Annotated in this window: 20 protein-coding genes, 1 tRNA gene and 1 pseudogene; 16 read left to right on the forward strand and 6 right to left on the reverse strand. The window is 67.7% G+C overall.

What is annotated here, in order from left to right; all coding sequences use genetic code 11:
* The first annotated feature begins 38 nt into the window (after nt 1–38).
* From AB0N89_RS10665 to AB0N89_RS10685, 5 genes are all read left to right on the forward strand, one after another.
* Complete coding sequence (locus AB0N89_RS10665; protein ID WP_364202867.1) at nt 39–965, forward strand: ABC transporter permease; 927 nt, start codon at nt 39–41, stop codon at nt 963–965.
* Nucleotides 958–1,911: an ABC transporter permease gene (locus AB0N89_RS10670; RefSeq protein WP_364202870.1), complete on the forward strand. Its 954-nt coding sequence runs from the start codon at nt 958–960 to the stop codon at nt 1,909–1,911. The genes AB0N89_RS10665 and AB0N89_RS10670 overlap by 8 nt, the downstream gene beginning before the upstream one ends.
* Before the next feature lie 6 nt (nt 1,912–1,917).
* On the forward strand, nt 1,918–2,910 hold the full coding sequence (locus AB0N89_RS10675; RefSeq protein WP_364202873.1) for an ABC transporter ATP-binding protein: 993 nt from the start codon (nt 1,918–1,920) through the stop codon (nt 2,908–2,910).
* Nucleotides 2,903–3,901 (forward strand): dipeptide ABC transporter ATP-binding protein, encoded by a 999-nt coding sequence (locus AB0N89_RS10680; protein ID WP_364202876.1) that lies wholly within the window; start codon nt 2,903–2,905, stop codon nt 3,899–3,901. The genes AB0N89_RS10675 and AB0N89_RS10680 overlap by 8 nt, the downstream gene beginning before the upstream one ends.
* 75 nt (nt 3,902–3,976) lie before the next feature.
* Nucleotides 3,977–5,695, forward strand: a complete 1,719-nt coding sequence (locus tag AB0N89_RS10685; RefSeq protein ID WP_364202879.1) for a S8 family serine peptidase — start codon at nt 3,977–3,979, stop codon at nt 5,693–5,695.
* A 124-nt stretch (nt 5,696–5,819) separates the two neighbouring features.
* On the opposite strand, the gene AB0N89_RS10690 is transcribed toward AB0N89_RS10685, so the two are convergent.
* Nucleotides 5,820–6,887, reverse strand: a complete 1,068-nt coding sequence (locus AB0N89_RS10690; protein ID WP_364202882.1) for a hypothetical protein — start codon at nt 6,885–6,887, stop codon at nt 5,820–5,822.
* A gap of 36 nt (nt 6,888–6,923) precedes the next feature.
* The gene (locus AB0N89_RS10695; RefSeq protein WP_364202883.1) at nt 6,924–8,420 is read right to left on the reverse strand and encodes a peptidase S10; all 1,497 of its coding nucleotides are present in this window, start codon (nt 8,418–8,420) and stop codon (nt 6,924–6,926) included.
* Between the two features lie 28 nt (nt 8,421–8,448).
* Between AB0N89_RS10695 and nfi the strand changes: the two genes are divergently transcribed.
* The 9 genes from nfi (at nt 8,449) to AB0N89_RS10740 (ending at nt 15,295) form a co-directional block, all read left to right on the forward strand.
* Entirely contained in the window at nt 8,449–9,129 is a 681-nt protein-coding gene (gene nfi, locus AB0N89_RS10700; protein ID WP_364202886.1) for a deoxyribonuclease V, read from the forward strand.
* Nucleotides 9,126–9,818, forward strand: coding sequence for a uracil-DNA glycosylase (locus AB0N89_RS10705; protein WP_364202889.1), 693 nt, complete (start codon nt 9,126–9,128; stop codon nt 9,816–9,818). Before nfi ends, AB0N89_RS10705 begins: the two co-directional genes overlap by 4 nt.
* Nucleotides 9,819–9,902: 84 nt before the next feature.
* Nucleotides 9,903–11,231, forward strand: a complete 1,329-nt coding sequence (locus AB0N89_RS10710; RefSeq protein WP_364202891.1) for an NAD(P)/FAD-dependent oxidoreductase — start codon at nt 9,903–9,905, stop codon at nt 11,229–11,231.
* A 78-nt stretch (nt 11,232–11,309) separates the two neighbouring features.
* Entirely contained in the window at nt 11,310–11,810 is a 501-nt protein-coding gene (locus AB0N89_RS10715; protein WP_364202894.1) for a DUF4231 domain-containing protein, read from the forward strand.
* Nucleotides 11,811–11,848: 38 nt separating this feature from the next.
* Nucleotides 11,849–11,925: transfer RNA gene (locus tag AB0N89_RS10720), tRNA-Leu, on the forward strand.
* Between the two features lie 60 nt (nt 11,926–11,985).
* The gene (locus AB0N89_RS10725; RefSeq protein WP_364202897.1) at nt 11,986–13,245 is read left to right on the forward strand and encodes a sulfite oxidase; all 1,260 of its coding nucleotides are present in this window, start codon (nt 11,986–11,988) and stop codon (nt 13,243–13,245) included.
* A 1-nt stretch (nt 13,246) separates the two neighbouring features.
* The gene (locus AB0N89_RS10730; protein ID WP_364202900.1) at nt 13,247–13,771 is read left to right on the forward strand and encodes a winged helix-turn-helix domain-containing protein; all 525 of its coding nucleotides are present in this window, start codon (nt 13,247–13,249) and stop codon (nt 13,769–13,771) included.
* 57 nt (nt 13,772–13,828) lie between these two features.
* Nucleotides 13,829–14,665: an alpha/beta hydrolase gene (locus AB0N89_RS10735; protein WP_364202903.1), complete on the forward strand. Its 837-nt coding sequence runs from the start codon at nt 13,829–13,831 to the stop codon at nt 14,663–14,665.
* Between the two features lie 45 nt (nt 14,666–14,710).
* On the forward strand, nt 14,711–15,295 hold the full coding sequence (locus AB0N89_RS10740) for a hypothetical protein (protein WP_364202906.1): 585 nt from the start codon (nt 14,711–14,713) through the stop codon (nt 15,293–15,295).
* On the opposite strand, the pseudogene AB0N89_RS10745 reads toward AB0N89_RS10740, so the two are convergent.
* From AB0N89_RS10745 to AB0N89_RS10755, 3 genes and pseudogenes are all read right to left on the reverse strand, one after another.
* Nucleotides 15,268–15,916 (reverse strand): annotated as a pseudogene (locus AB0N89_RS10745) (response regulator transcription factor). The gene AB0N89_RS10740 and the pseudogene AB0N89_RS10745 sit on opposite strands and share 28 nt — an antisense overlap.
* Nucleotides 15,917–15,946: 30 nt before the next feature.
* Nucleotides 15,947–16,279 carry a hypothetical protein gene (locus AB0N89_RS10750; protein ID WP_364202911.1) on the reverse strand — a complete coding sequence of 111 codons (333 nt, stop codon included), beginning with the start codon at nt 16,277–16,279 and terminating at the stop codon, nt 15,947–15,949.
* A gap of 60 nt (nt 16,280–16,339) precedes the next feature.
* The gene (locus AB0N89_RS10755; protein WP_364202914.1) at nt 16,340–16,777 is read right to left on the reverse strand and encodes a heavy metal-responsive transcriptional regulator; all 438 of its coding nucleotides are present in this window, start codon (nt 16,775–16,777) and stop codon (nt 16,340–16,342) included.
* A 130-nt stretch (nt 16,778–16,907) separates the two neighbouring features.
* Between AB0N89_RS10755 and AB0N89_RS10760 the strand changes: the two genes are divergently transcribed.
* Complete coding sequence (locus tag AB0N89_RS10760) at nt 16,908–17,705, forward strand: TIGR03084 family metal-binding protein (RefSeq protein ID WP_364202916.1); 798 nt, start codon at nt 16,908–16,910, stop codon at nt 17,703–17,705.
* A 98-nt stretch (nt 17,706–17,803) separates the two neighbouring features.
* Entirely contained in the window at nt 17,804–18,445 is a 642-nt protein-coding gene (locus AB0N89_RS10765; protein WP_364202919.1) for a histidine phosphatase family protein, read from the forward strand.
* On the opposite strand, the gene AB0N89_RS10770 is transcribed toward AB0N89_RS10765, so the two are convergent.
* Nucleotides 18,442–19,647 carry a cytochrome P450 gene (locus AB0N89_RS10770; protein ID WP_364202922.1) on the reverse strand — a complete coding sequence of 402 codons (1,206 nt, stop codon included), beginning with the start codon at nt 19,645–19,647 and terminating at the stop codon, nt 18,442–18,444. The two genes, AB0N89_RS10765 and AB0N89_RS10770, sit on opposite strands and share 4 nt — an antisense overlap.
* Nucleotides 19,648–19,655: the final 8 nt, after the last annotated feature.

Raw genomic sequence — 19,655 nt, forward strand, 5'->3', positions numbered from 1 at the left:
CCGGCTCCCACCACGCGATCCCCCAGGACGGCACGCCCATGCCCCAGTACATCCTTCGACGCCTACTCCAACTCGTCCCGGTCTTCTTCGGTACGACTTTCCTCATCTACGCCCTCGTGTGGGCGGTGCCCGGTGACCCGTTCGCCGGCAAATGCGGTCAGGTCGCCTGCCCGCCCGCCTACATCGAGATGATGACCGACAAGTTCAACCTCGACGATTCGATCTTCGTCCAGTACTTCAAGTACCTCGGCAACCTGTTCACCGGCGACTGGGGCGAGACCTTCAACGGCGTCTCGGTCGGCGAGCTGATCGGGAACGCCTATCCGGTGACCGTCCGGCTCGCCCTCATCGCGGTGGCCATCGAAGCGATCATCGGCCTGTCCGCCGGTATCCTGACCGGCCTGCGCGGCAAGGGTTTCCTCGACAACCTCGTGCTGATGTCCACCACGTTCCTGATCTCGATCCCGGTGTTCGTCACCGCGATCGTGCTCCAGATCGTCCTCGGTTCGGAACTGGGACTCATCGACGCGAGCGTGTCCGAGGACGCCACGATCGGCGAACTGATCGTGCCCGGAATCGCGCTCGGCAGCCTGTCCATGGCCTACATCGCCCGCTTGACCAGAACGAGCATCGCCGAGAACCGGCACGCCGACTACGTCCGCACGGCCGTCGCGAAAGGACAGCCGCGCAGCCGGGTCGTCGGTGTGCACCTGCTCCGGAACTCGGTGATCCCGGTGCTGACCTTCATCGGCACCGACATCGGCGCGCTCATGGGCGGGGCCATCGTCACCGAAGGCGTGTTCAACATCAACGGCATCGGCGGGCTCATCTTCCGCGGCATCCAGAACCGGGAGGGCGCCACCGTCACCGGCGTCGTTGTCCTGCTGGTGATGGTCTACCTGTTGGTGAGTCTCATCGTCGACCTGCTCTACGCCGTTCTCGACCCGAGGATCCGTTATGACTGACCCCAATGTGGCCGGCGGCGTGTCCTCCGTGGACGTCGCGAGCGCCGGCGTCGCCGACGATTCCGCGGTGGCGCACAAGCCGCGCAGTCTCGGCGGCGACGCGTGGCGGATGCTGCGCAAGCGGCCGTCGTTCATCGTCTCCGCCGCCATCATCGCGCTCGTCGTGCTCATCGCGATCGCGCCCGACCTGTTCAGTTCCCGGCCCGCCGGGTTCAGCGATCTGCTCCACGCCAACGAAGGACCGTCCGCGGACGCCTGGTTCGGATACGACAACCAGGGCTACGACGTCTACGCGCGGACCATCCACGGCGCGCGGGCTTCGCTGCTGGTCGGGATCTTCGCGACGGTGCTGACGATCCTGATCGGCTCGGTGGTCGGGATCGTCGCGGGCTACTACGGCCGTCTCGTCGACAGCCTGTTCTCGCGGGTGGGCGACATCTTCGCGGCGCTGCCGTTCGTGCTCGGCGCGATCGTCATCCTGACCACGTTCAACGCCCCCGGCTCGAACCCCGGCGCGGTCACGATCATCGTGCAGGTGGTCGTCTCGATCGCGGCGCTGAGCTGGCCGGTGGCGATGCGCATCATGCGGTCGGCGACGCTGGTGGCCAAGCAACTCGACTACGTCAAGGCCGCGCGCGGGCTCGGTGCGAGCACCCCGCGCATCGTGTTCCGGCATCTGCTGCCCAACACGGTCGCGCCGGTGCTCGTCTACGGGACCATCGCGCTCGGCGCGTTCATCGGCGCGGAGGCGACCCTGGCGTACCTAGGCGTCGGCGTGCGGCCGCCGGTCGTGTCGTGGGGCGTGATGATCAGCGACGCGCGGGACTACTTCCGGGTGAACCCGCACATGCTGCTGTTCCCGGCCGGTTTCGTCACCATCACCGTGCTCGCGTTCGTCATGCTCGGTGACGGGATCCGCGACGCGCTCGACCCGAAGGCCCGGTGATCGGCTGTGACCGACGAATTGCTGCTGGAAGTGGAAGACCTCCACGTCGAATTCCGGACCTCGGACGGTGTCGCGACCGTGCTGAACGGCGTCGACTACTCCGTGCACGCCGGGGAAACCCTTGCCGTGCTGGGAGAATCGGGTTCGGGCAAGAGCGTGACCGCGCAGACGGTGATGGGCATCCTCGACAGCCCGCCCGCCGTCGTCACCGGCGGCGCCGTCCGTTACCGCGGCGAGGATCTGCTCACCGCCACGGAAGAACGGCGTCGTGAAGTGCGGGGCGGGGAGATCGCGATGATCTTCCAGGACGCGCTCTCCGCGCTGAACCCCGTCTTCACCGTGGGTTTCCAGATCGAAGAGCAGTTGCGGGTCCGGCTCGGGATGTCCAAAAAGGACGCTCGTAAACGGGCGATCGAACTGCTCGACATCGTGCGCATCCCCGCCGCCGCGCGCCGGGTCCGCGAGTACCCGCACCAGTTCTCGGGTGGGATGCGGCAGCGCGCGATGATCGCGATGTCGCTCGCGCTCGACCCCGATCTGCTGATCGCGGACGAGCCGACGACCGCGCTCGACGTCACCGTGCAGGCCCAGATCATGGACCTGCTGGCCGAGATCCAGGCGGAACGGCGGATGGGGCTGATCCTCATCACCCACGACCTGGCGGTCGTCGCCGAGGTCGCTGACCGGATCGCCGTGATGTACGCGGGCCGGATCGTCGAGCAGGCCGACGTCACCGAGCTGTTCCGCTCGCCGGGGCATCCCTACACCGAAGCGCTGATGGCCTCGCTGCCGCGGCTCGACCTCAAAGGACAGACGCTGGAGACCATCAAGGGCCTGCCGCCGAGCCTGCTGAACGTGCCGCCCGGCTGCCCGTTCCATCCGCGCTGTCCGCGGGCGGAGAGCCGATGCGAGACCGAACGGCCGGCCCTGCACACCCTCGGCTTCGGCCGGGTCAGCGCCTGCCATTTCGCCGACGAGGTGGTGAGCGGCCGTGTCTGAGCCCATCCTGCGGGTCGAGAACCTGGTGAAGTACTTCCCGGTGCGGGCCGGGATCCTCTTCAAGCGCACGATCGGCCAGGTGAAGGCCGTCGACGGCGTCTCCTTCGATCTCATGCCGGGGGAGACCCTCGGTGTGGTGGGCGAATCCGGCTGTGGCAAGTCCACGCTGGCCCAGGTGCTGATGCGCCTGGAGGAACCCACGGGCGGGCTCGCGACCTTCGAAGGCCGCGACATCTTCGCCTTGCGGGGAGCCGAACTCCGGAAGCTGCGGCGCGAGATCCAGATCGTGCTGCAGGATCCGTACACCTCGCTGAACCCGAGGATGACGGTCGGCGACATCGTCGGCGAACCGTTCGAGATCCACACCGAGGTGGCGCCGAAGGGATCGCGGGCGGCGAAGGTGCGGGAGCTGCTCGACGTCGTCGGGCTGAATCCCGAGCACATCAACCGCTATCCGCACCAGTTCTCCGGCGGGCAGCGGCAGCGCATCGGGATCGCGCGGGCGCTGGCGTTGCGGCCGAAGGTCATCATCTGCGACGAACCGGTTTCCGCGCTGGACGTCTCGATCCAGGCGCAGGTGATGAACCTGCTCGGCGAACTGCAAAAGGAATTCGGTCTCTCCTACGTTTTCATCGCACACGATCTGTCCGTTGTCCGTCACCTTTCCACCCGGGTCGCGGTGATGTATCTCGGCAAGATCGTGGAAATGGGAACGGAAGAGGAGATCTACGAACACCCGTCGCATCCGTACACGCAGGCGCTGCTGTCCGCGGTTCCGGTCGCGGATCCGGCGTTACGCGGGCAGCGGCAGGTGATCCGCCTGGAAGGTGACGTGCCCAGCCCGCTGGACCCGCCGTCCGGCTGCCGGTTCCGCACCCGGTGCTGGAAGGCGCAGGACATCTGCGCGGATCAGGAACCCGAATTGATCACGCGGGCAGGTGGCCATTTGTCCGCCTGTCATTTCGCGGAGGAGAAAACGGTCGTCCCCTGACTTTCGTAGGGACTTCGTTGATAACCGGAGAACGCTGACGTAGTTTGCGTGAATAGTTTCTTCAGGAGGCAGGAAGTGAAAAAGCCCAGATCTCTCGTGGTCGCGCTGGCGGTACCGCTGTTCGGAGCGATCGTCGCTGCTCCGGTGGCGTCCGCGCAACCCGCGCTTTCCGGTGCGGCGACCGAATTCTCCGTCCTGGCGCGCGAAGGTCAAAGCGTCGCTTCGGTGGAGCGGGCGATCCGCGCCGCCGGTGGGTCCGTCGTGACCAGCAACGCCGCGGTCGGTCTCGTCACCGCGACCGCGCCCGCCAACGGTTTCACCGAGCGGGTCTCCACGGACCGCTCGGTTTTCGGCGCGGCCAAAGCGAAGCCGATCGGCACCGCGCCGAAGGACGACAAGGCGAAGCCCAAGCCGAACGTCGTCGAGAAGGAGAGCCGCGGCGCCAAGTCGGCCAAGAAACCGGCCCAGCCGTCGGCCGTCGGCATGGACCCGCTCGACGATCAGCTCTGGGGCCTCAAGTCGGTCCGCTCGGACCTCTCGCGCACCAAGCAGCCCGGTGACAAGCGCGTGAAGGTCGGCATCATCGACACCGGTGTCGACGCGAGTCACCCGGACATCGCGCCGAATTTCGACCGCGCGGCGTCGCGGAACTTCACGAAGGACATCGTCGCCGACGTCAACGGCACCGTCGTCGACGGGCCGTGTGAATTCCGCGGCTGTGTCGACCCGGTGGACCACGACGACAACGGGCACGGCACGCACGTCGCCGGCACCATCGGCGCCGCCGCGAACGGTTTCGGTGTCTCGGGCGTCGCGCCGAACGTGACGCTGGTGAACATCCGCGCCGGGCAGGACTCGGGCTTCTTCTTCCTGCAGTCGACCGTGGACGCGATCACCTACGCCGGTGACGCCGGTATCGACGTCGTCAACATGTCCTTCTACACGGACCCCTGGCTGTACAACTGTGCCGCGAACCCCGCGGATACGCCCGCGCAGCAGGCCGAGCAGCGCACCATCATCGAGGCGACGACCCGCGCGCTGAACTACGCGCACCGCAAGGGCGTCACCCAGGTCGTCTCGCTGGGCAACCAGCACAGCGACCTCGCCGCCCCGCAGCCGGACGCGTCGAGCCCGGGCTTCCCGTCGAACAGCACGCACCCGCGGCAGATCGACAACAGCTGCCTCTCGATGCCCATCGAAGGCCCGCACACGATCGGTGTCTCGTCCTTCGGTCCTTCGCAGGCGAAGGCGGACTACTCGAACTACGGTGTTGAGCAGATCTCGGTCTCCGCTCCCGGCGGATACTTCCGCGACTACTTCGGCACCCCGTGGTACCGCACGGTCGAGAACGAGATCCTCTCGACGTACCCGCGCAACGTCGGCGTCGCGGAAGGCAACATCGACGCGGCCGGGAACATCACGCCCGCCGGTGTCACCGCGGGTGTCCAGAAGGCGACCGCCGCCGACGGCCGCGTCGGCTACTACCAGTGGCTGCAGGGGACGTCGATGGCGTCGCCGCACGCGACCGGTGTCGCGGCGCTCATCGTTTCGCAGTACGGCAAGGGCTCGCGCGACTTCGGGATGGACCCGGACGCCGTGCAGCGGGTACTCGAAGGCACGGCTTCGGACATCGCCTGCCCGGTGCCGCGGACCGTCGACTACCTGAAGGAAGGCCGGGACGCGTCGTTCACCGCGACCTGCACCGGTGACGCTTCGTTCAACGGCTTCTACGGCCATGGCGCCGTGGACGCCTGGTCGGCCGTCACTCGCGGCTCGGAGTTCCTGCGAGGCTGATCGTTCGGTCCCTCTGGAGCCGCTTCGGTCTGCTGTCCGGCTGCGGCGCCGCGGGAGTGTCATGAAAGGGTCGTTCAGGACGTTTCTTGTCCTGAACGACCCTTTCATGACACTGGGGAGAAGGTCAGGCGGAGCGTTTTCGGGCTGGGACGACGGTTACCGCCGGTCTCGGCCGGGACGCGGCCCATTTGCGGGCCGCACGAAGTTCACTGACAACCGCCTTGGGATCGGAACGCAGTTTGCTCGGCAAGGTCTGCACGACGACGATTCCGCTCGCCGCGTAGCGATTGTTCCGTTCGATGGTCTTCTTGAAGAGCTCACCCTTCTGATGGAACTCCCAGGAGTCGATCTCCCAGGCCAGGGCGACTTCGTCGTCCCAGAGATCGGCCATGGCGATGAACCGGCCGTCTCGATCGAAGAGTTTGACGTTGCACAAGGGATCCGGAAGACCCGCGCTGCGCCAGAGTGCGACGGCGTCCAGCTCCGGTACGGATCGAACGTCGTCCACGAGCCTGCGCAGCACCGACCTCGGCAGTGCGGTGCCCCTGCGGCTGCCGGAATCCAGCTCGGCCACCAGATCATGGTGCGTGCACAAGCCTGATTCGAGAGCTTCGAGCAGGGTCGCGCTCACGAGATCGAAATCCCGAACCCGGCGGAGCCCGTCGAGAACCGCCCGATGGGGCGGAGCGAGAGGTACACCGTCGAGGGAGACCGGTGCGGGGAAGTGTTTGGTCCGCTCAACGATGGTGAAGTTCGCGCTGGTGAATTTGTGGTCTTCGGGAACGAGTACATGAACCGCTCTGGTCTTGGGCGCCGGCGCCAGCCCGTAAAAGCGGAGCGCTTCGAAGCCGGTCACCATGCCTCGGCGATCACAATGCATCAGCGCAGCTTCGATGCGCTGACGAGTCGTCGGCGGTGTTCGGGACAAGAGGACGATGCCCGGCAGCAGATGTGTCCACGGACCGCCGGGCTGGCATCTGCGATAGGTCGTGCGCTGAGGCACGCCCAGCTGTTCGAGCCGCCAAGCCGTGATGACGCCGTGGCTGCTGTGCTCGAGTAGTAGGGATTGGGCTCGGACGAGCTTAGTTGCGGTCATGGGCGGGATCGTCGCCCCGGACCCCGACAGAATCCGCCCCGGACATGTCATGAAAGGGTCGTTCAGGACGAAAAACGTCCTGAACGACCCTTTCATGACACTCTTTGGAGCCGACCGCAGGGCTCTGAGGAGCTACTTCTCGGTGGCCGCCTTGATGAACTTCGCCAGGTCCTTCGACTGCCGCACCCGGGTCTCCTCGTGCACGTACATCATGTGCCCGGCCGGGTAGTAAGCCGTGTCGATGTTCTCCCGCAGTTCCTCCGGAATCTGCAAACGTGCCAACACGTGCTCCGAAGCGAAGTAAGGCGTAGCGCCGTCGTAGTGGCCGAAGGCGACATGCACCCGAAGGTGCGGGTTCGCCCGCATCGCCGAGGCGAGCGAGTCCACAGAGGACACCGAGCGGCCCTCGAAGTCCGAGTACGACCAGGCTTTGAAGACCTCCGTCGAGAGGATCTCGTACGGCAGGTCGTTCTCGTAGCCGAGTTCGGCGCGCACGTAGTGGTTGAGCCCGCCGGTGTAGGCGCCGATGATCCGCGAGATCGACGGGTCGTCGCTCATGTGCTCACGGCCGCCGTCCGGTTCCCAGGTGGTGAACCGGCCGTCCATCCGGCCGACGACGCGTCTCTTGTCCCGCAGCAGCTCGGTGAAGTACCGGACGTGCTCGATCCGCAGGTTGACCCGGTCCACATAGGACTCGCTCAGTCCCGTCAGGGAGGCGAGGGTCGCCACCGCTTCGGTGCGGTCCTGTGTGGACAGACGCGCGCCGCGTGCGAGAGCCCAAGGGAGTTCCTTGGCGGCGAAGTCCTCGGCGTCCGCGAGGACGTCGTCGAGCGGGCGGTCGCCGTGCAGGCCGTGGTAGTGCGCGATCGCCGCGTACGTCGGCACGTACAGCGAGTACGGCAGGTCGTTGCCCTCGGTGAACCGCAGGGTGCCCAGGTCCAGCACCGAGGAGATCAGCAGGAGCCCGTTCAGGTACATCCCGTGGCGTTCCTGCAGGTGCGACGCCAGCCCGGCGGCGCGGAGCGTGCCGTACGACTCGCCGGCGAGGAACTTCGGCGAGAGCCAGCGCTTTTCCCGCGACACCCACAGTCGGATGACCTCGCCGATGGACTCGATGTCGGCGGTGAACCCGTGGTACTCCTTGGCCTTCTCGCCGTCCACGGCACGCGAATAGCCGGTCGACACCGGGTCGATGAACACCAGGTCGCTGTGCGCCAGCAGGGTTTCCTGGTTGTCGGTCAGGCCGTAGGGCGGCGCGACCGGGTCGTCGACGTCGCCGGACAGCACACGGCGCGGGCCGAGCAGGCCCATGTGCAGCCAGACGCTCGCCGAGCCGGGCCCGCCGTTGAACGCGAAGGTGACCGGGCGCGTGCCGGGTTCCGCGTCGTCGAGCGTGTAGGCGGTCACGAACACCTCGGCCTTGGCCTTGTGGCCCTCGGACTTCCCGTCGGTGACGACCTCCTTCCGCAGCACGATCCGTCCGGTCCGGGCGGTGTAGGCGAGCTTGCGCCGCTTGAGCGTCAGCGTGTGCTTCGTGGTGACCAGGTCGTCGGTCGGCTCGACCTTGGTTTCCACCGACGGGGTGTCCTGCTCGTCGGCGGCCTTCGCATCGGGATTGGTGTCCGGCATGACTCCAACTTACTGGCAGTCTGTACGGGTGGACATCGTCACGGCGCATGATCGCCCGAACACGCCCGGCCAGGCGATCGAGATCCAGGAAACCCTGCGTGGCCTTGTCGATCTCGAGGATCGGTGTCCACAAGAGATCGTCACGGTCACCGGCCTGGACGTCGCCTACGACGAGGGCAGCGGCCTCATCGCCGCCGCCGCGGTCACGCTCGAAACCTCCGGATTCCGTGTCGTGGAAAAACGCACCGTGGTCTCCGAGGTCTCGTTCCCGTACGAACCGGGCCTTTTCGCCTTCCGTGAGCTGCCCCCGCTGCTCGACGCCCTCCGCGCGCTCGATCACGTCCCGGATCTCCTGGTCTGCGACGGGCACGGACTGGCGCACCCGCGCCGGTTCGGGCTGGCGTGCCACGTCGGAGTCGTGACCGGTCTGCCGTCCATCGGGGTGGGCAAGACGCGGTTCATCGGTGAGCACGACGAGCCCGGAGCGGAACGCGGTTCACGCGCGCCGCTGCTGGACGACGGCGAGGTCGTCGGCGCCGTCTTGCGGACCCGGGACGGCGTGAAACCCGTTTACGTCTCCGTCGGCCACCGGATCTCGCTGGACAACGCGTGCCGCCAGGTGCTGCGGTTGTGTCCCGCGTTCCGTCAGCCGGAGACGACCCGGCACGCCGATCGTCTCGCCCGCGACGCGTTGAAGGAGGCGTTATGAGGTTCCGTTCCCTCGCCGAGCTCGACGCCGAGGTCGTCGGCTGCCGCGCCTGTCCGCGGCTGGTCGCGTGGCGAGAGGAGATCGCCCAGGTCAAACGCGCGGCCTTCGCCGGTGAGACCTATTGGGCCCGGCCGGTGCCCGGATTCGGCCCGCCGGACGCCTCGCTGGCGATCGTCGGCTTGGCGCCGTCGGCACATGGTGCGAACAGGACCGGCCGGATGTTCACCGGCGACCCGTCCGGTGACGTCCTGTTCAAGGCGCTTCACCGGGTCGGTGTCGCCTCGCAGCCGACGTCGACCCGGATAGGTGACGGCCTCGAACTGCGGGGGACCCGGATGGTCGCCCCGGTGAGATGCGCGCCACCCGCCAACAAGCCCACACCTGAGGAACGGGACACCTGCCGATCCTGGCTCGCGGACGAGCTCCGGTTGCTGAAGCCGACCCTGAAGGCCGTCGTGGTGCTCGGCGCGTTCGGCTGGCAAGCGCTCCTGCCGGTGCTCGCCGAGGCGGGTTGGACGGTGCCCACGCCACGCCCGAAGTTCGGCCACGGGACCGAGGTGGAACTCGGCGACCTGCGCCTTTTCGGCTGTTACCACGTGTCGCAGCGCAATGTCCAGACCGGCAGGCTGACGCTTGACATGGTGTGCGACGTCCTGGCCTCCGCGACCTCGGTGGCCGGTCTGAACTGAATCGGTGCGGAAGCCGTGGCGACGCTGGTCACAGCGAGATGGGGTACACGAGCGATCTCAGCTGATGGGTGCGACTATAGGAATATGGCTGGTGTTAAGTCGGAACCGACACGGATCCTCGTCCTCGGTGGTGGGTACGTCGGGCTCTACACGGCGTACGGGCTCCAAAAGATGCTCCGGGCCAACGAAGCGTCCGTGACGGTCGTTGATCCGCAGCCGCACATGACCTATGCCCCTTTCCTGCCCGAGGCGGCGGCCGGTGCGATCGAACCGCGGCACGTGGTCGTGCCGCTGCGGCGCGTGCTCAAGCGCTGCCACGTGCTCACCGCGCGCGTGACGAAGATCGAGCACGAGCGCAAGGCCGTCACGGTCGAGGCCGCCGATGGGCACGTCGAGCAGCTGAACTACGACGTCCTCGTGGTCGCGCTCGGCGCGGTGGCTCGCATCCTGCCGATCCCGGGCCTGGTCGAGGAAGGCATCGCCTTCAAGACCATCGGCGAGGCGATCTACCTGCGCAACCACGTCATGACGAAGCTGGACGAGGCCGCCAGCACGCTCGACCCCGAGCAGCGCAAGCGCCTGTTGACGTTCACCGTCGTCGGCGGCGGGTTCGCCGGTATCGAGGCGCTCGCCGAGCTCGAGGACATGACCCGCTTCGCGGTGGAGAACTACTACCCGAACCTCAAGGTCAAGGACATCCGCTGGGTGCTCGTCGAGGCGGCCGGGCGGATCCTCCCCGAGGTGCGCGAGACGCTCGGTGTGTACACCGTCGAGCAGCTCGAGAAGCGCGGCATCGAAGTCTATTTGTCGACAGCGGCGAAGTCGTTCGAGAACGGCCACGTCGTGCTCTCGGACGGCACCGAGTTCGACACCGACACGATCATCTGGACCGCCGGCGTGAAGGCGAACCCGGTGCTCGCGAGCTCGGACCTGCCGCTGGACAAGCGCGGCCGCGTCGAGGCCACCGCCGCGATGCAGGTCGTCGGGCACCCCGACGTCTGGACCGCCGGCGACAACGCCGCCGTGCCGGACCTTTCGCGCACCGAGCAGGACCCGACCGCGACCTGCCCGCCGAACGCGCAGCACGCCGTTCGCCAGGCGCGTCTGCTGTCGAAGAACATCATCAAGGTGATCCGCGGCGGCAAGCCGAAGGACTACTACCACAAGAACCTGGGTGCGGTGGCCAGCCTCGGCCTGCACAAGGGTGTCGCCGACGCGCTGAACCTGAAGATCAAGGGCTTCCCGGCCTGGCTCTTCCACCGCGCGTACCACCTCAAGGCGATGCCGACGTGGAACCGCAAGATCCGCATCCTGTTCGACTGGATGCTCGGTGGCCTGTTCCGCCGCGAGGTCATCTCGCTCGGCCAGATCAACAACCCGCGCGAGGAGTTCGACAGGCTGTCGAAGTCCTGAGCCGTGGAACGCCGTGAAGGCCTCCTTCCCTACCTTGAGCGTAGGGAAGGAGGCCTTCACGGCGTTTAGGGTGTTTCGGTGCAGGCATTCCGGAGACTGAAGCCGCCCATCCAATCCGCCCTTCCCCGGCCGGGACTGACCCCGCTCGAACTCGCCCACGACCTCGTGGAGCGGATCGAGCAGGGGACGAAGTACGCGCGGGTCCGCAAACGCCGGTTCCGTACACGATCGGTCATCCTGCGGATCCTGGCGCTGCTCTTGTCCGCGACCTCGACGGTCATCCTCGGCCTGCAGAACCTGAACCCGTGGACGGGAACGGCGTTCGCGCTGGTCGCCGTCGTGACCGTGGTGAACGTGTTCGAACCGTTCTTCGCGTGGCGCTCGCTGTGGGTGCTGATGGAAGAGGGGCAGTACAAGTTCTACCGGCTGCGCGACGAACTGACCTACTACATCGCTTCGACGCCGCCGGAGGAACTGGATCCGGCCGTGCTGCGCGAGAGGTTCGACCAGTACCAGGCGATCTGGGACCTCGTCGGCAACAGCTGGCTGAAGTATCGCCAAGCCGACAAGGCGAACTAGGTCATCACCGGCGAAGGGCATCGCCTAGGCTTGCCTGTGCCCCGGTAGCCCAATTGGCAGAGGCAGTCGACTTAAAATCGACACAGTGCGGGTTCGATCCCCGTCCGGGGCACCACACGTTCCGCTCTGTGGACGTGGTGGTCCGTGTGGACGGCCGCTGCCGACAATGACTCGCATGACCGGAACCGGCCTGACCGACGAAGCCACCTATGACCGCACTCGGCTCGCGCAGTGGCGTGCGGGAGAGGCGCGTGCCGACGGGATATCGCGGCGCGGGATGCTTCGGCTGGCCGCCGGTGGCTCGCTCGCGCTGACGGCGCTCGGAACGTTTCCGGCCGGGACGGCGTCGGCCGCCGCGCCGATCGTGAAGCCACTGCCGCCGGAGATCTTCGAGGTCTACGGCACCAACGCGGAGACGCGCTGGGAGGCGTTGAGCGGGCAGGGTTACCTGACGCCGGTCGAGCGGTTCTTCGTGCGGAACCACACCGCCACCCCGGCGATCGACGTCGGCACGTGGCGTTTGAAGCTGTTCGGAACCGGGCTGCGCGGCGCGCCGACGGCGGACAGGCCCGTCGAATTCACCTATCACGATCTCCGCCGCCTGCCTTCGGAGACGATCACCTCCGCCATCGAATGCGCGGGCAACGGCCGGAGCTATTTCACCGGCCAGCAAGGGCAGACGGTGTCCGGCACGGCGTGGAAGCTCGGCGCGATCGGAGTCGCGCGCTGGCGCGGTGTCCGGCTTTCCGCCGTGCTCGCCAAGGCGGGGCTGACCCGGCACGCGGTGGACGTCCTGCCGGAGGGACTGGACGCCGATTACGTCACCGGCGGGGGCAACCTGGGGAAGGTGCGGCGTCCGCTTCCGGTCGCGAAAGCACTTCAGGACGTCTTGCTGGCTTACGAGATGAACGGGCGCCCGCTCCCGCCGGACCACGGCCATCCGGTCCGGCTCGTCGTGCCGTCCTGGATCGGGATCGCGTCGATCAAATGGCTGGGACGGATCGAGGTTTCGGAGACGCCACTGGTGTCGCCGTGGAACACGCAGTACTACCGGCTGCTCGGGCCGGACTATCCGGCGGAAGGCACGGTCGTGACCCGTCAGGTGGTCAAGAGCGCCTTCGAACTGCCCTGGAACGCCGAATTCGCGGTCGGCAGGCACGTGCTGCGCGGCCGGTCGTGGTCGGGCAACGGCCGGATCCGGCGGGTCGAGGTCGACGCGGGCGATGGCTGGCAGCAGGCGAAGTTCGTGGGCGCGGCGGCGGATCGCGGGTGGCAACGCTGGGAAATCCCTTGGCGCGCCGGAGTCCCCGGCGCTCGCACACTGCGGGCACGGGCCACGGACATCACCGGGGTCACCCAGCCCGACGTCACACCGCACAACACCCAGGGCTACCTGTTCGACGCCGTCGTCCGGCATCCGGTCCGGGTGGTGTGAGATGACCCAGTCGGTCGCGGTGAGCGGGGAGCCGACCGTCGAACTGACCCTGGCGTTGCGGGTGAGCACCGACTCGGAGCACGCCGCCGCGATCGCCGCGCGGCTACTTGAGTCCTTTGAGGACACTGTCGGTGTGACGCTGACGGCGCGGACTTTCCCGGCAGGCGAAGCGAATTCCGGTCAGGTCGTCGAACTGGCCGGCCGACGTCGTCGGCAGGGCGAGTCCGTGCCGCCACTGCGGATCGAACCGGATTCGCGGCGAGTGCTGCTGCGCGGCGAGGTGCTGGAGTTCACCAGGCTGGAGTTCGACCTCCTGCTGTTCCTGAGCCGGAATCCGGACCGCGTCTTCGACCGCGTCACGCTGATGGCGCAGGTGTGGGGGCTGTCCGGCGGCAACGGGCGGACCGTGGACGTCCACGTCCGGAAGATCCGCGGCAAGCTGGAGCCCGCGCTGACGCCGATCACGACGGTGCGCGGGGTCGGCTACCGGTTCGACGGGGCGGGCCAGGTGCTCATCGCGGACTGAGTGACCGTCCACTCAAGATCGGCACGTGGGCAAAGCGGGGATGTCAGGATACGAAACGTGACTCCCACTTACGTTTTCGTGCACGGCTCCAGCAGCAACTCGTTCACCTGGAACCCGCTGCAGCGCGAGCTCGCGCTGCTCGGCCACCGCACGCTGGCCGTCGACCTTCCCGGACACGGTTTCGACGCCGGTTTCCACGCGGCCTACCAGGCGCCGCAGGATCTGGGAGCGCTGGCCACGGCACCGTCGAACCAGGCCGGCGTCACCGCCGCCGAAGTCGTCGACGTGGTGGTGGACGCCGTGCGCAAGGTCGCCGAGCACGGACCGGTCATCCTGGTCGGGCACAGCCGCGGCGGGATCCCGCTCACCGGCGCCGGCAACGCCGTCCCGGACCTGATCGACCGGCTCGTCTACATCTCCGCGTGGTGCTGCGTCGACGCGACGGTGGGCGAGTACATGCAGGGACCGGAGAACGCGAGCAGCGCGCTCAACGACGTCGGCGGTGTCGTCCTCGCCGACCCGGCCGCGCTCGGCGCGCTCCGGATGAACTGGCGCACCGCCGATCCCACACTGCTGGCCGCGCTGAAGACCGCGATCCTCGACGATGGCACCGACCAGGAGTTCTTCGCCTACCTCAACACCCTCGAACCGGACGAGAGCCTCGACGCGGGTACCGAGCGTGCCGACGCCGCGACGTGGGGCCGGATCCCGCGCACCTACATCAGGCTCACCGGAGACCGGTCGATGCCGCTCGCGCTGCAGGACCGTTTCATCAAGGAGGCGGACGCGCTCACCCCGGACAACCCGACCGACGTGCGGTCGCTCGACAGCAGCCACGTCCGTTTCCTCATGCACCCGCGGGAAGCGGCCACCATCCTCGCCGGGCTCGCGTAGTCCGCGGGTACTGTTCCGCCGGGGGGAGGAGGAGACCCGGAAGCGATGACAGACGGACAGTTCACCAAGGGGCACCTGATCACGTTGCTGATCAGTTCCGCGATCGGAGTGGGATTCGGGGCCGCTTGGTGGTTCTTCGGCGCCTCCTCCGTCTCCGGAGGATCGACGGCGCTGGTCGTCGTGGGGGTCGCCGCGGTGCTGGGGCTGGCGGGCTGGCTCGTGCTGACGGCGCGCCGAGGCGCCGGGCTGCCCGCGGGCGGCGGCAGGGAGGAAAGCCCGTTCGGCAAGCAGTACGGGATCGCCGTGCTGCTCATGCTGGTGGGGATCTTCGCCGGGGCGAGAGTGCTCTCGGGGGTCTTCGATCTTCCGGAAGCCGTGCCCGCGTGGGTGCTCTTCGTGGTCGGCTTGCACTTCTTGCCGTTCGCGAAGCTGTTCGGTTCGCGGCGTTTCCTGGTGCTGAGCGCTTTGCTGTGCGCCGTCGCGGTGCTGGCCGCCGTGCTCGCGGTCGCAGGCTGGACGGCGGCCTGGCAGCTCGTGCCGGGCTTCGGTGGTGCCGTGGTGCTCTGGGCGACCGTCGTCGCCGGGTTGCTCGGGACGGATCGTCAGGGAGCGACGAGCCCGGCTTCGTAGGCGAAGATCGTCAGCTGGACCCGGTTGGTCGCGTCGAGTTTCGCGAAGATCCGGGTGATGTGGGTCTTCACCGTCGCTTCGCTCAAGTGCAGTTCCACGCCGATCTCGGCGTTGGTCCCGCCCTGGGCGACGGCGGTGACGATCTCCCGTTCCCGTTCGGTCAGGGTGCTCAGCCCGGCCCGGGCCCGATGGCGGCGAGGGCTCACCCGAGTCGCGACGAAATGCCCGATGAGGTTTCCGCGTCGTCCGCGGCGACAGCATCGCCTCGCCCGCCGCGACCACGCGCACCGCGTCGATGATCTCCTGCGGCGAGCCCTCCTTCAGCAGGAACCCGCTGGCGCCCGCGCCGAGCGCGTCGAAGACGTATTCGTCGAGGTCGTACGTGGTCAGCACGAGGACTTTCGGCGGGTTGGGCAGCGCGATGACGGCCGCGGTCGCGGCGAGGCCGTTCATCCGCCGCATCCTGATGTCCATCAGCACGATGTCGGGGGCGTGCATGCCCACCTTCGGCACGGCCTCGTCCCCGTCGCCCGCTTCCGCGACGACCTGGATGTCTTCCGTGCTGGACAGGATCATCGACAAGCCGGTTCGCACGAGCGGGTCGTCGTCGACGAGCAGCACTCGCAGTGGGCGCTGGTTCACTCGGACAGGTTAGTGGTGTCCCCACGGTAGCCATGCCCGAACGGCGAATGTGCGGTCCTCGGCGGGGCCGGCGCCGACGTTCCCGCCGATCAGGGTGACGCGTTCGCCGATCCCGGTCAGCCCGGTCCCGGCGCCCGGAGACCTCCCGGCGGCGGCCGTCATGGGCAGCGGATTGACGACTTCGACGGTCAGCCCGTTGCCCGGCCCTCCGCGAACCGAAACCTCGGCCGCCGCGCCCGGCGCGTGCTTCAGGATGTTGGTCATCGACTCCTGGACGATCCGGTACGCGGTCGTGCCGAGCAGCGCCGGCGCGCCGCCCGCGTCGTCGAGCAGGATCGTCACGTTGACGCCCAGCCCGTGTGCCGCAGCAGTCGCAGTCGCACCAGTCGTCGTACCGCATGGTCATCCACCTCCTCCCTCGGGTTCGCGGGCAGGCGGGCACCATGCGCCGGGAAGCGGATCGGCGCAGTCGGCGCCGGCCATCCCGGACAGCAGGGAAGTCAGTTCGGCACGCAGTTCGCCGAGCCGCGCCATCTCCGCTTCGATCTCGGCCAGGTGGCGTTCCAGCATGGTTTCGGCGGGTTCACACGGGCACACCCCGGTGTCGCGCACGCTCAGCAGATCCCCGATCTCCGTCAGCGTCAGTCCGAGCCGCTGGGTGCCGCGGATGAACCGCAGCCTGTCGATGACGTTCTCGTCGTAGCGCCGGTGCGCCCCGCTCGTCCGTGCCGGGACGGGCAGGAGGCCGATGCGCTCGTAATAGCGCACGGTGTCCGGCCGGACCCCGGCGCGAGAGGTCACCTGGGACATCGTCAACGCCGTAGCCGCTTCGGTTCGCATGCCCCGAGCGTAGAACTTGGACCCGGCTCCAGAATCAAGTCCGAATTTCGACCGGGGCTCGCGAGGAGAAGACGACGGCTCGGCGCGTCCGCATCATTCGAGAGGGTGGAAACGGCGAGAGGACGGCACGGTGACTGACTTCCGGAACGTGATCAGGGACCTCACCACGGAGGGTGAACAGGTCGACGCCCTGGTGTCCGATCTGGACGACGCGGGATGGGATCTGCCCACCCCCGCGGTCGGCTGGTCGGTCAAGCACCAGATCGCGCATCTCTCCTTCATTTTCAAGATCGCCGGATTGTCCGCGGCCGAGCCGCAGAAGTTCGCCGAGCTCGCGAAGACCTCGATGGCGCGCGGATTCGACGCCGCGGTCAACGCGGCCCTCGACGACTACCTCGGTGACCCCAACGAGGTCCTGCTGAACCGCTGGCGTGCCGAGCGCGACGCCGGTATCAAGGCGCTCGCGGCCGTCCCGGCGGACCAGGTCGTGCCGTGGCTGGTCAACCCGCTGCCGCCGGCCATCCTGGCCTGCGCCGGGATGATGGAACTGTTCGCCCACGGCCAGGACGTCGCGGACGCGCTGGGCGTGCGGCCGGAGCGGACCGACCGGCTCGCGTACCTCGTCGGGTTCGCCGTCCGGGTCCGGGACTTCGGCTACGAGGCGCGTGGCCTGACCCCGCCGGAGCAGGAGTTCCGCTTCGAGATCACTGCTCCCTCCGGGCAGCTGTGGGCGTTCGGGCCCGAGGACTCCCGCCAGCGGGTCACCGGGAGCGCGGAGGACTTCTGCCTCCTGGTCACGCGGCGCCGTCACCGCGACGACCTCGACGTCCGTGCCGAAGGCGCGCTCGCGGACCACTGGCTGGACATCGCGCAGGCGTACCGCGGTCCCGCGGGAGAGGGTCGCGCGCCGGGGCAGTTCGACAGCTGAGAGCCGCGCCGCTTCCGTGACGATTAGGGCATCCTGGAAGTCGCGATCAACTCCGCCCGGTGCGATCGTCGAGAGCACACGGGGTCTAGGAGGCGATCGTGGCACGGGTGTGGCTGATCAGGCACGGGGAAAGCGAGAGCAACGCGGGCCTTCCCGGCGGCGAGCCGGGGGCGTCGGCCCTGACCGAACTCGGCAGACGGCAGGCCCTCGAAGTCGCGGAATCACTGGCCGAACCGCCTCGGTTGATCGTGACGTCGCCGTTCCTGCGGGCGCGGCAGACCGCCGAGCCGACGATCGAGCGGTATCCCGGCGCGGAACGTGAGGAGTGGCCTGTCCAGGAGTTCACCTTTCTCGGCGAACTCCATGGACAGGTCACCACCACCGCGATCCGCAAGCCGTACACGGAGACCTACTGGGAGCGGGCCGATCCACACCACGCGGTGAACGGCGCGGAATCCTTCGCCGCTCTCTTCACCCGGACCCAGGAATTCCTGGCGAGGCTGGGAGAGCGGGAACCCGGGCCGATCGCCGTCTTCACGCACGGGCTCTTCATCCGCGCGGTCATGTGGTCACTGCTGACCGGGATCACCACTCCGGACAGCGAGGCCATGCGCGGATTCCGCACGTTCGCCGACACCTACCTCGTGCCGAACGGCAACATCACCGAACTTCGGTACACGCCCGGCAAACGGATTCCGCGGGTAGTGGTCCCGCTCGCCTCCCGGTTCGCCGACCGCTAGCGCTTCAGCAGCAGCTGGAGCTCGCTCACCCCGGTCATGTGCGGGCTGGGGATGAACGCCGGCGGAACGGCCGGATCGGTGCGCAGATCCGGGAACCGGTTCAGCAGGATGTCGAGCGCGGTCTTGCCTTCCAACCGGGCGAGCGGGGCGCCGATGCAGAAATGGATCCCGCGGCCGAAGGCGAGATGCGGGTTGTGCGCCCTCGCCGGGTCGAAGGTGCCGGGATCCGTGAACGTGCGCGGATCCCGGTTCGCCGCCGCGACCCAGGTGAACACCATGCTGTCCGCCGGGATCGTCCGTCCGCCCAGTTCGACCTCGGTCGTCGTGGCGCGGGCGACGAGGGCGAACGGACTGAGGAAACGCAGCGATTCCTCGATGGTGGCGGGCAGCAGCGAACGGTCCTTGCGGACACGCCGGTACTCGTCCGGATGGGAATCCAGGCACAGCACCGTGTTCCCGAGCAGCATCGTGGTGGTGATGTGCCCGGCGAGCAGCAGCACGTTCGCGAAGTTGACGACTTCGTTCTGCGTGAGTTTCGCGCCGTCGACCTCGGCTTCGACGAGTTTGGTCAGCAAGTCTTCGCGCGGGTTCTTCCGTCGGTCGTTCACGTGCTCGCCCAGATAGTTGACGAGGTTCGTGATCTGCTCACGCGTTTCTTCGGCGGCTTTCTTGTCTTGCTCGGTCTGTTCGATGAGCGATCGCTTCTGGCTGTTCCGCAGCAACGTGTCGACCCATTCCTTGAACAGGTCGCGATCGCTCGCCGGGATGCCGAGGAGTTCCGCGATGACGATCACCGGCAGCGGGTAGGCCAGGTGGGTCACCAGCTCCATCGAGTCCTCGCCGTCGACGGCGTCGAGGAGTTCGTTCGTCAGCGCGGCGATGCGCGGTTCGAGGTCCGCGACGACCTTCGGCGTGAAGGCGTGGCTGACCAGCGTGCGCAGCTTCTTGTGGTCCGGCGGATCCATCTGGAGCAGATTGCCCTCGGTGAACTGGTCTTTCTCCGGCGACATCTCCTTGGGGATCAGGCGGGCGGTGTCGGAGGAAAACACCTTGGGGTCGCTCAGGGTCTTCAGTGACTCGGCGTGGCCGTAGACGTTCCACACGCCCGTTTCGGATTCGAAACCGACCGGTTCGTCCGGGAATTCACCTCGAAGCCAGAACTGGTCTTTGTGCACGCCCCAGTTTTCGGCGATCGTGGTCATGGCTTGCC

This window comes from Amycolatopsis sp. NPDC089917 (assembly GCF_040684635.1).
In the GTDB taxonomy this organism is placed as follows: domain Bacteria; phylum Actinomycetota; class Actinomycetes; order Mycobacteriales; family Pseudonocardiaceae; genus Amycolatopsis.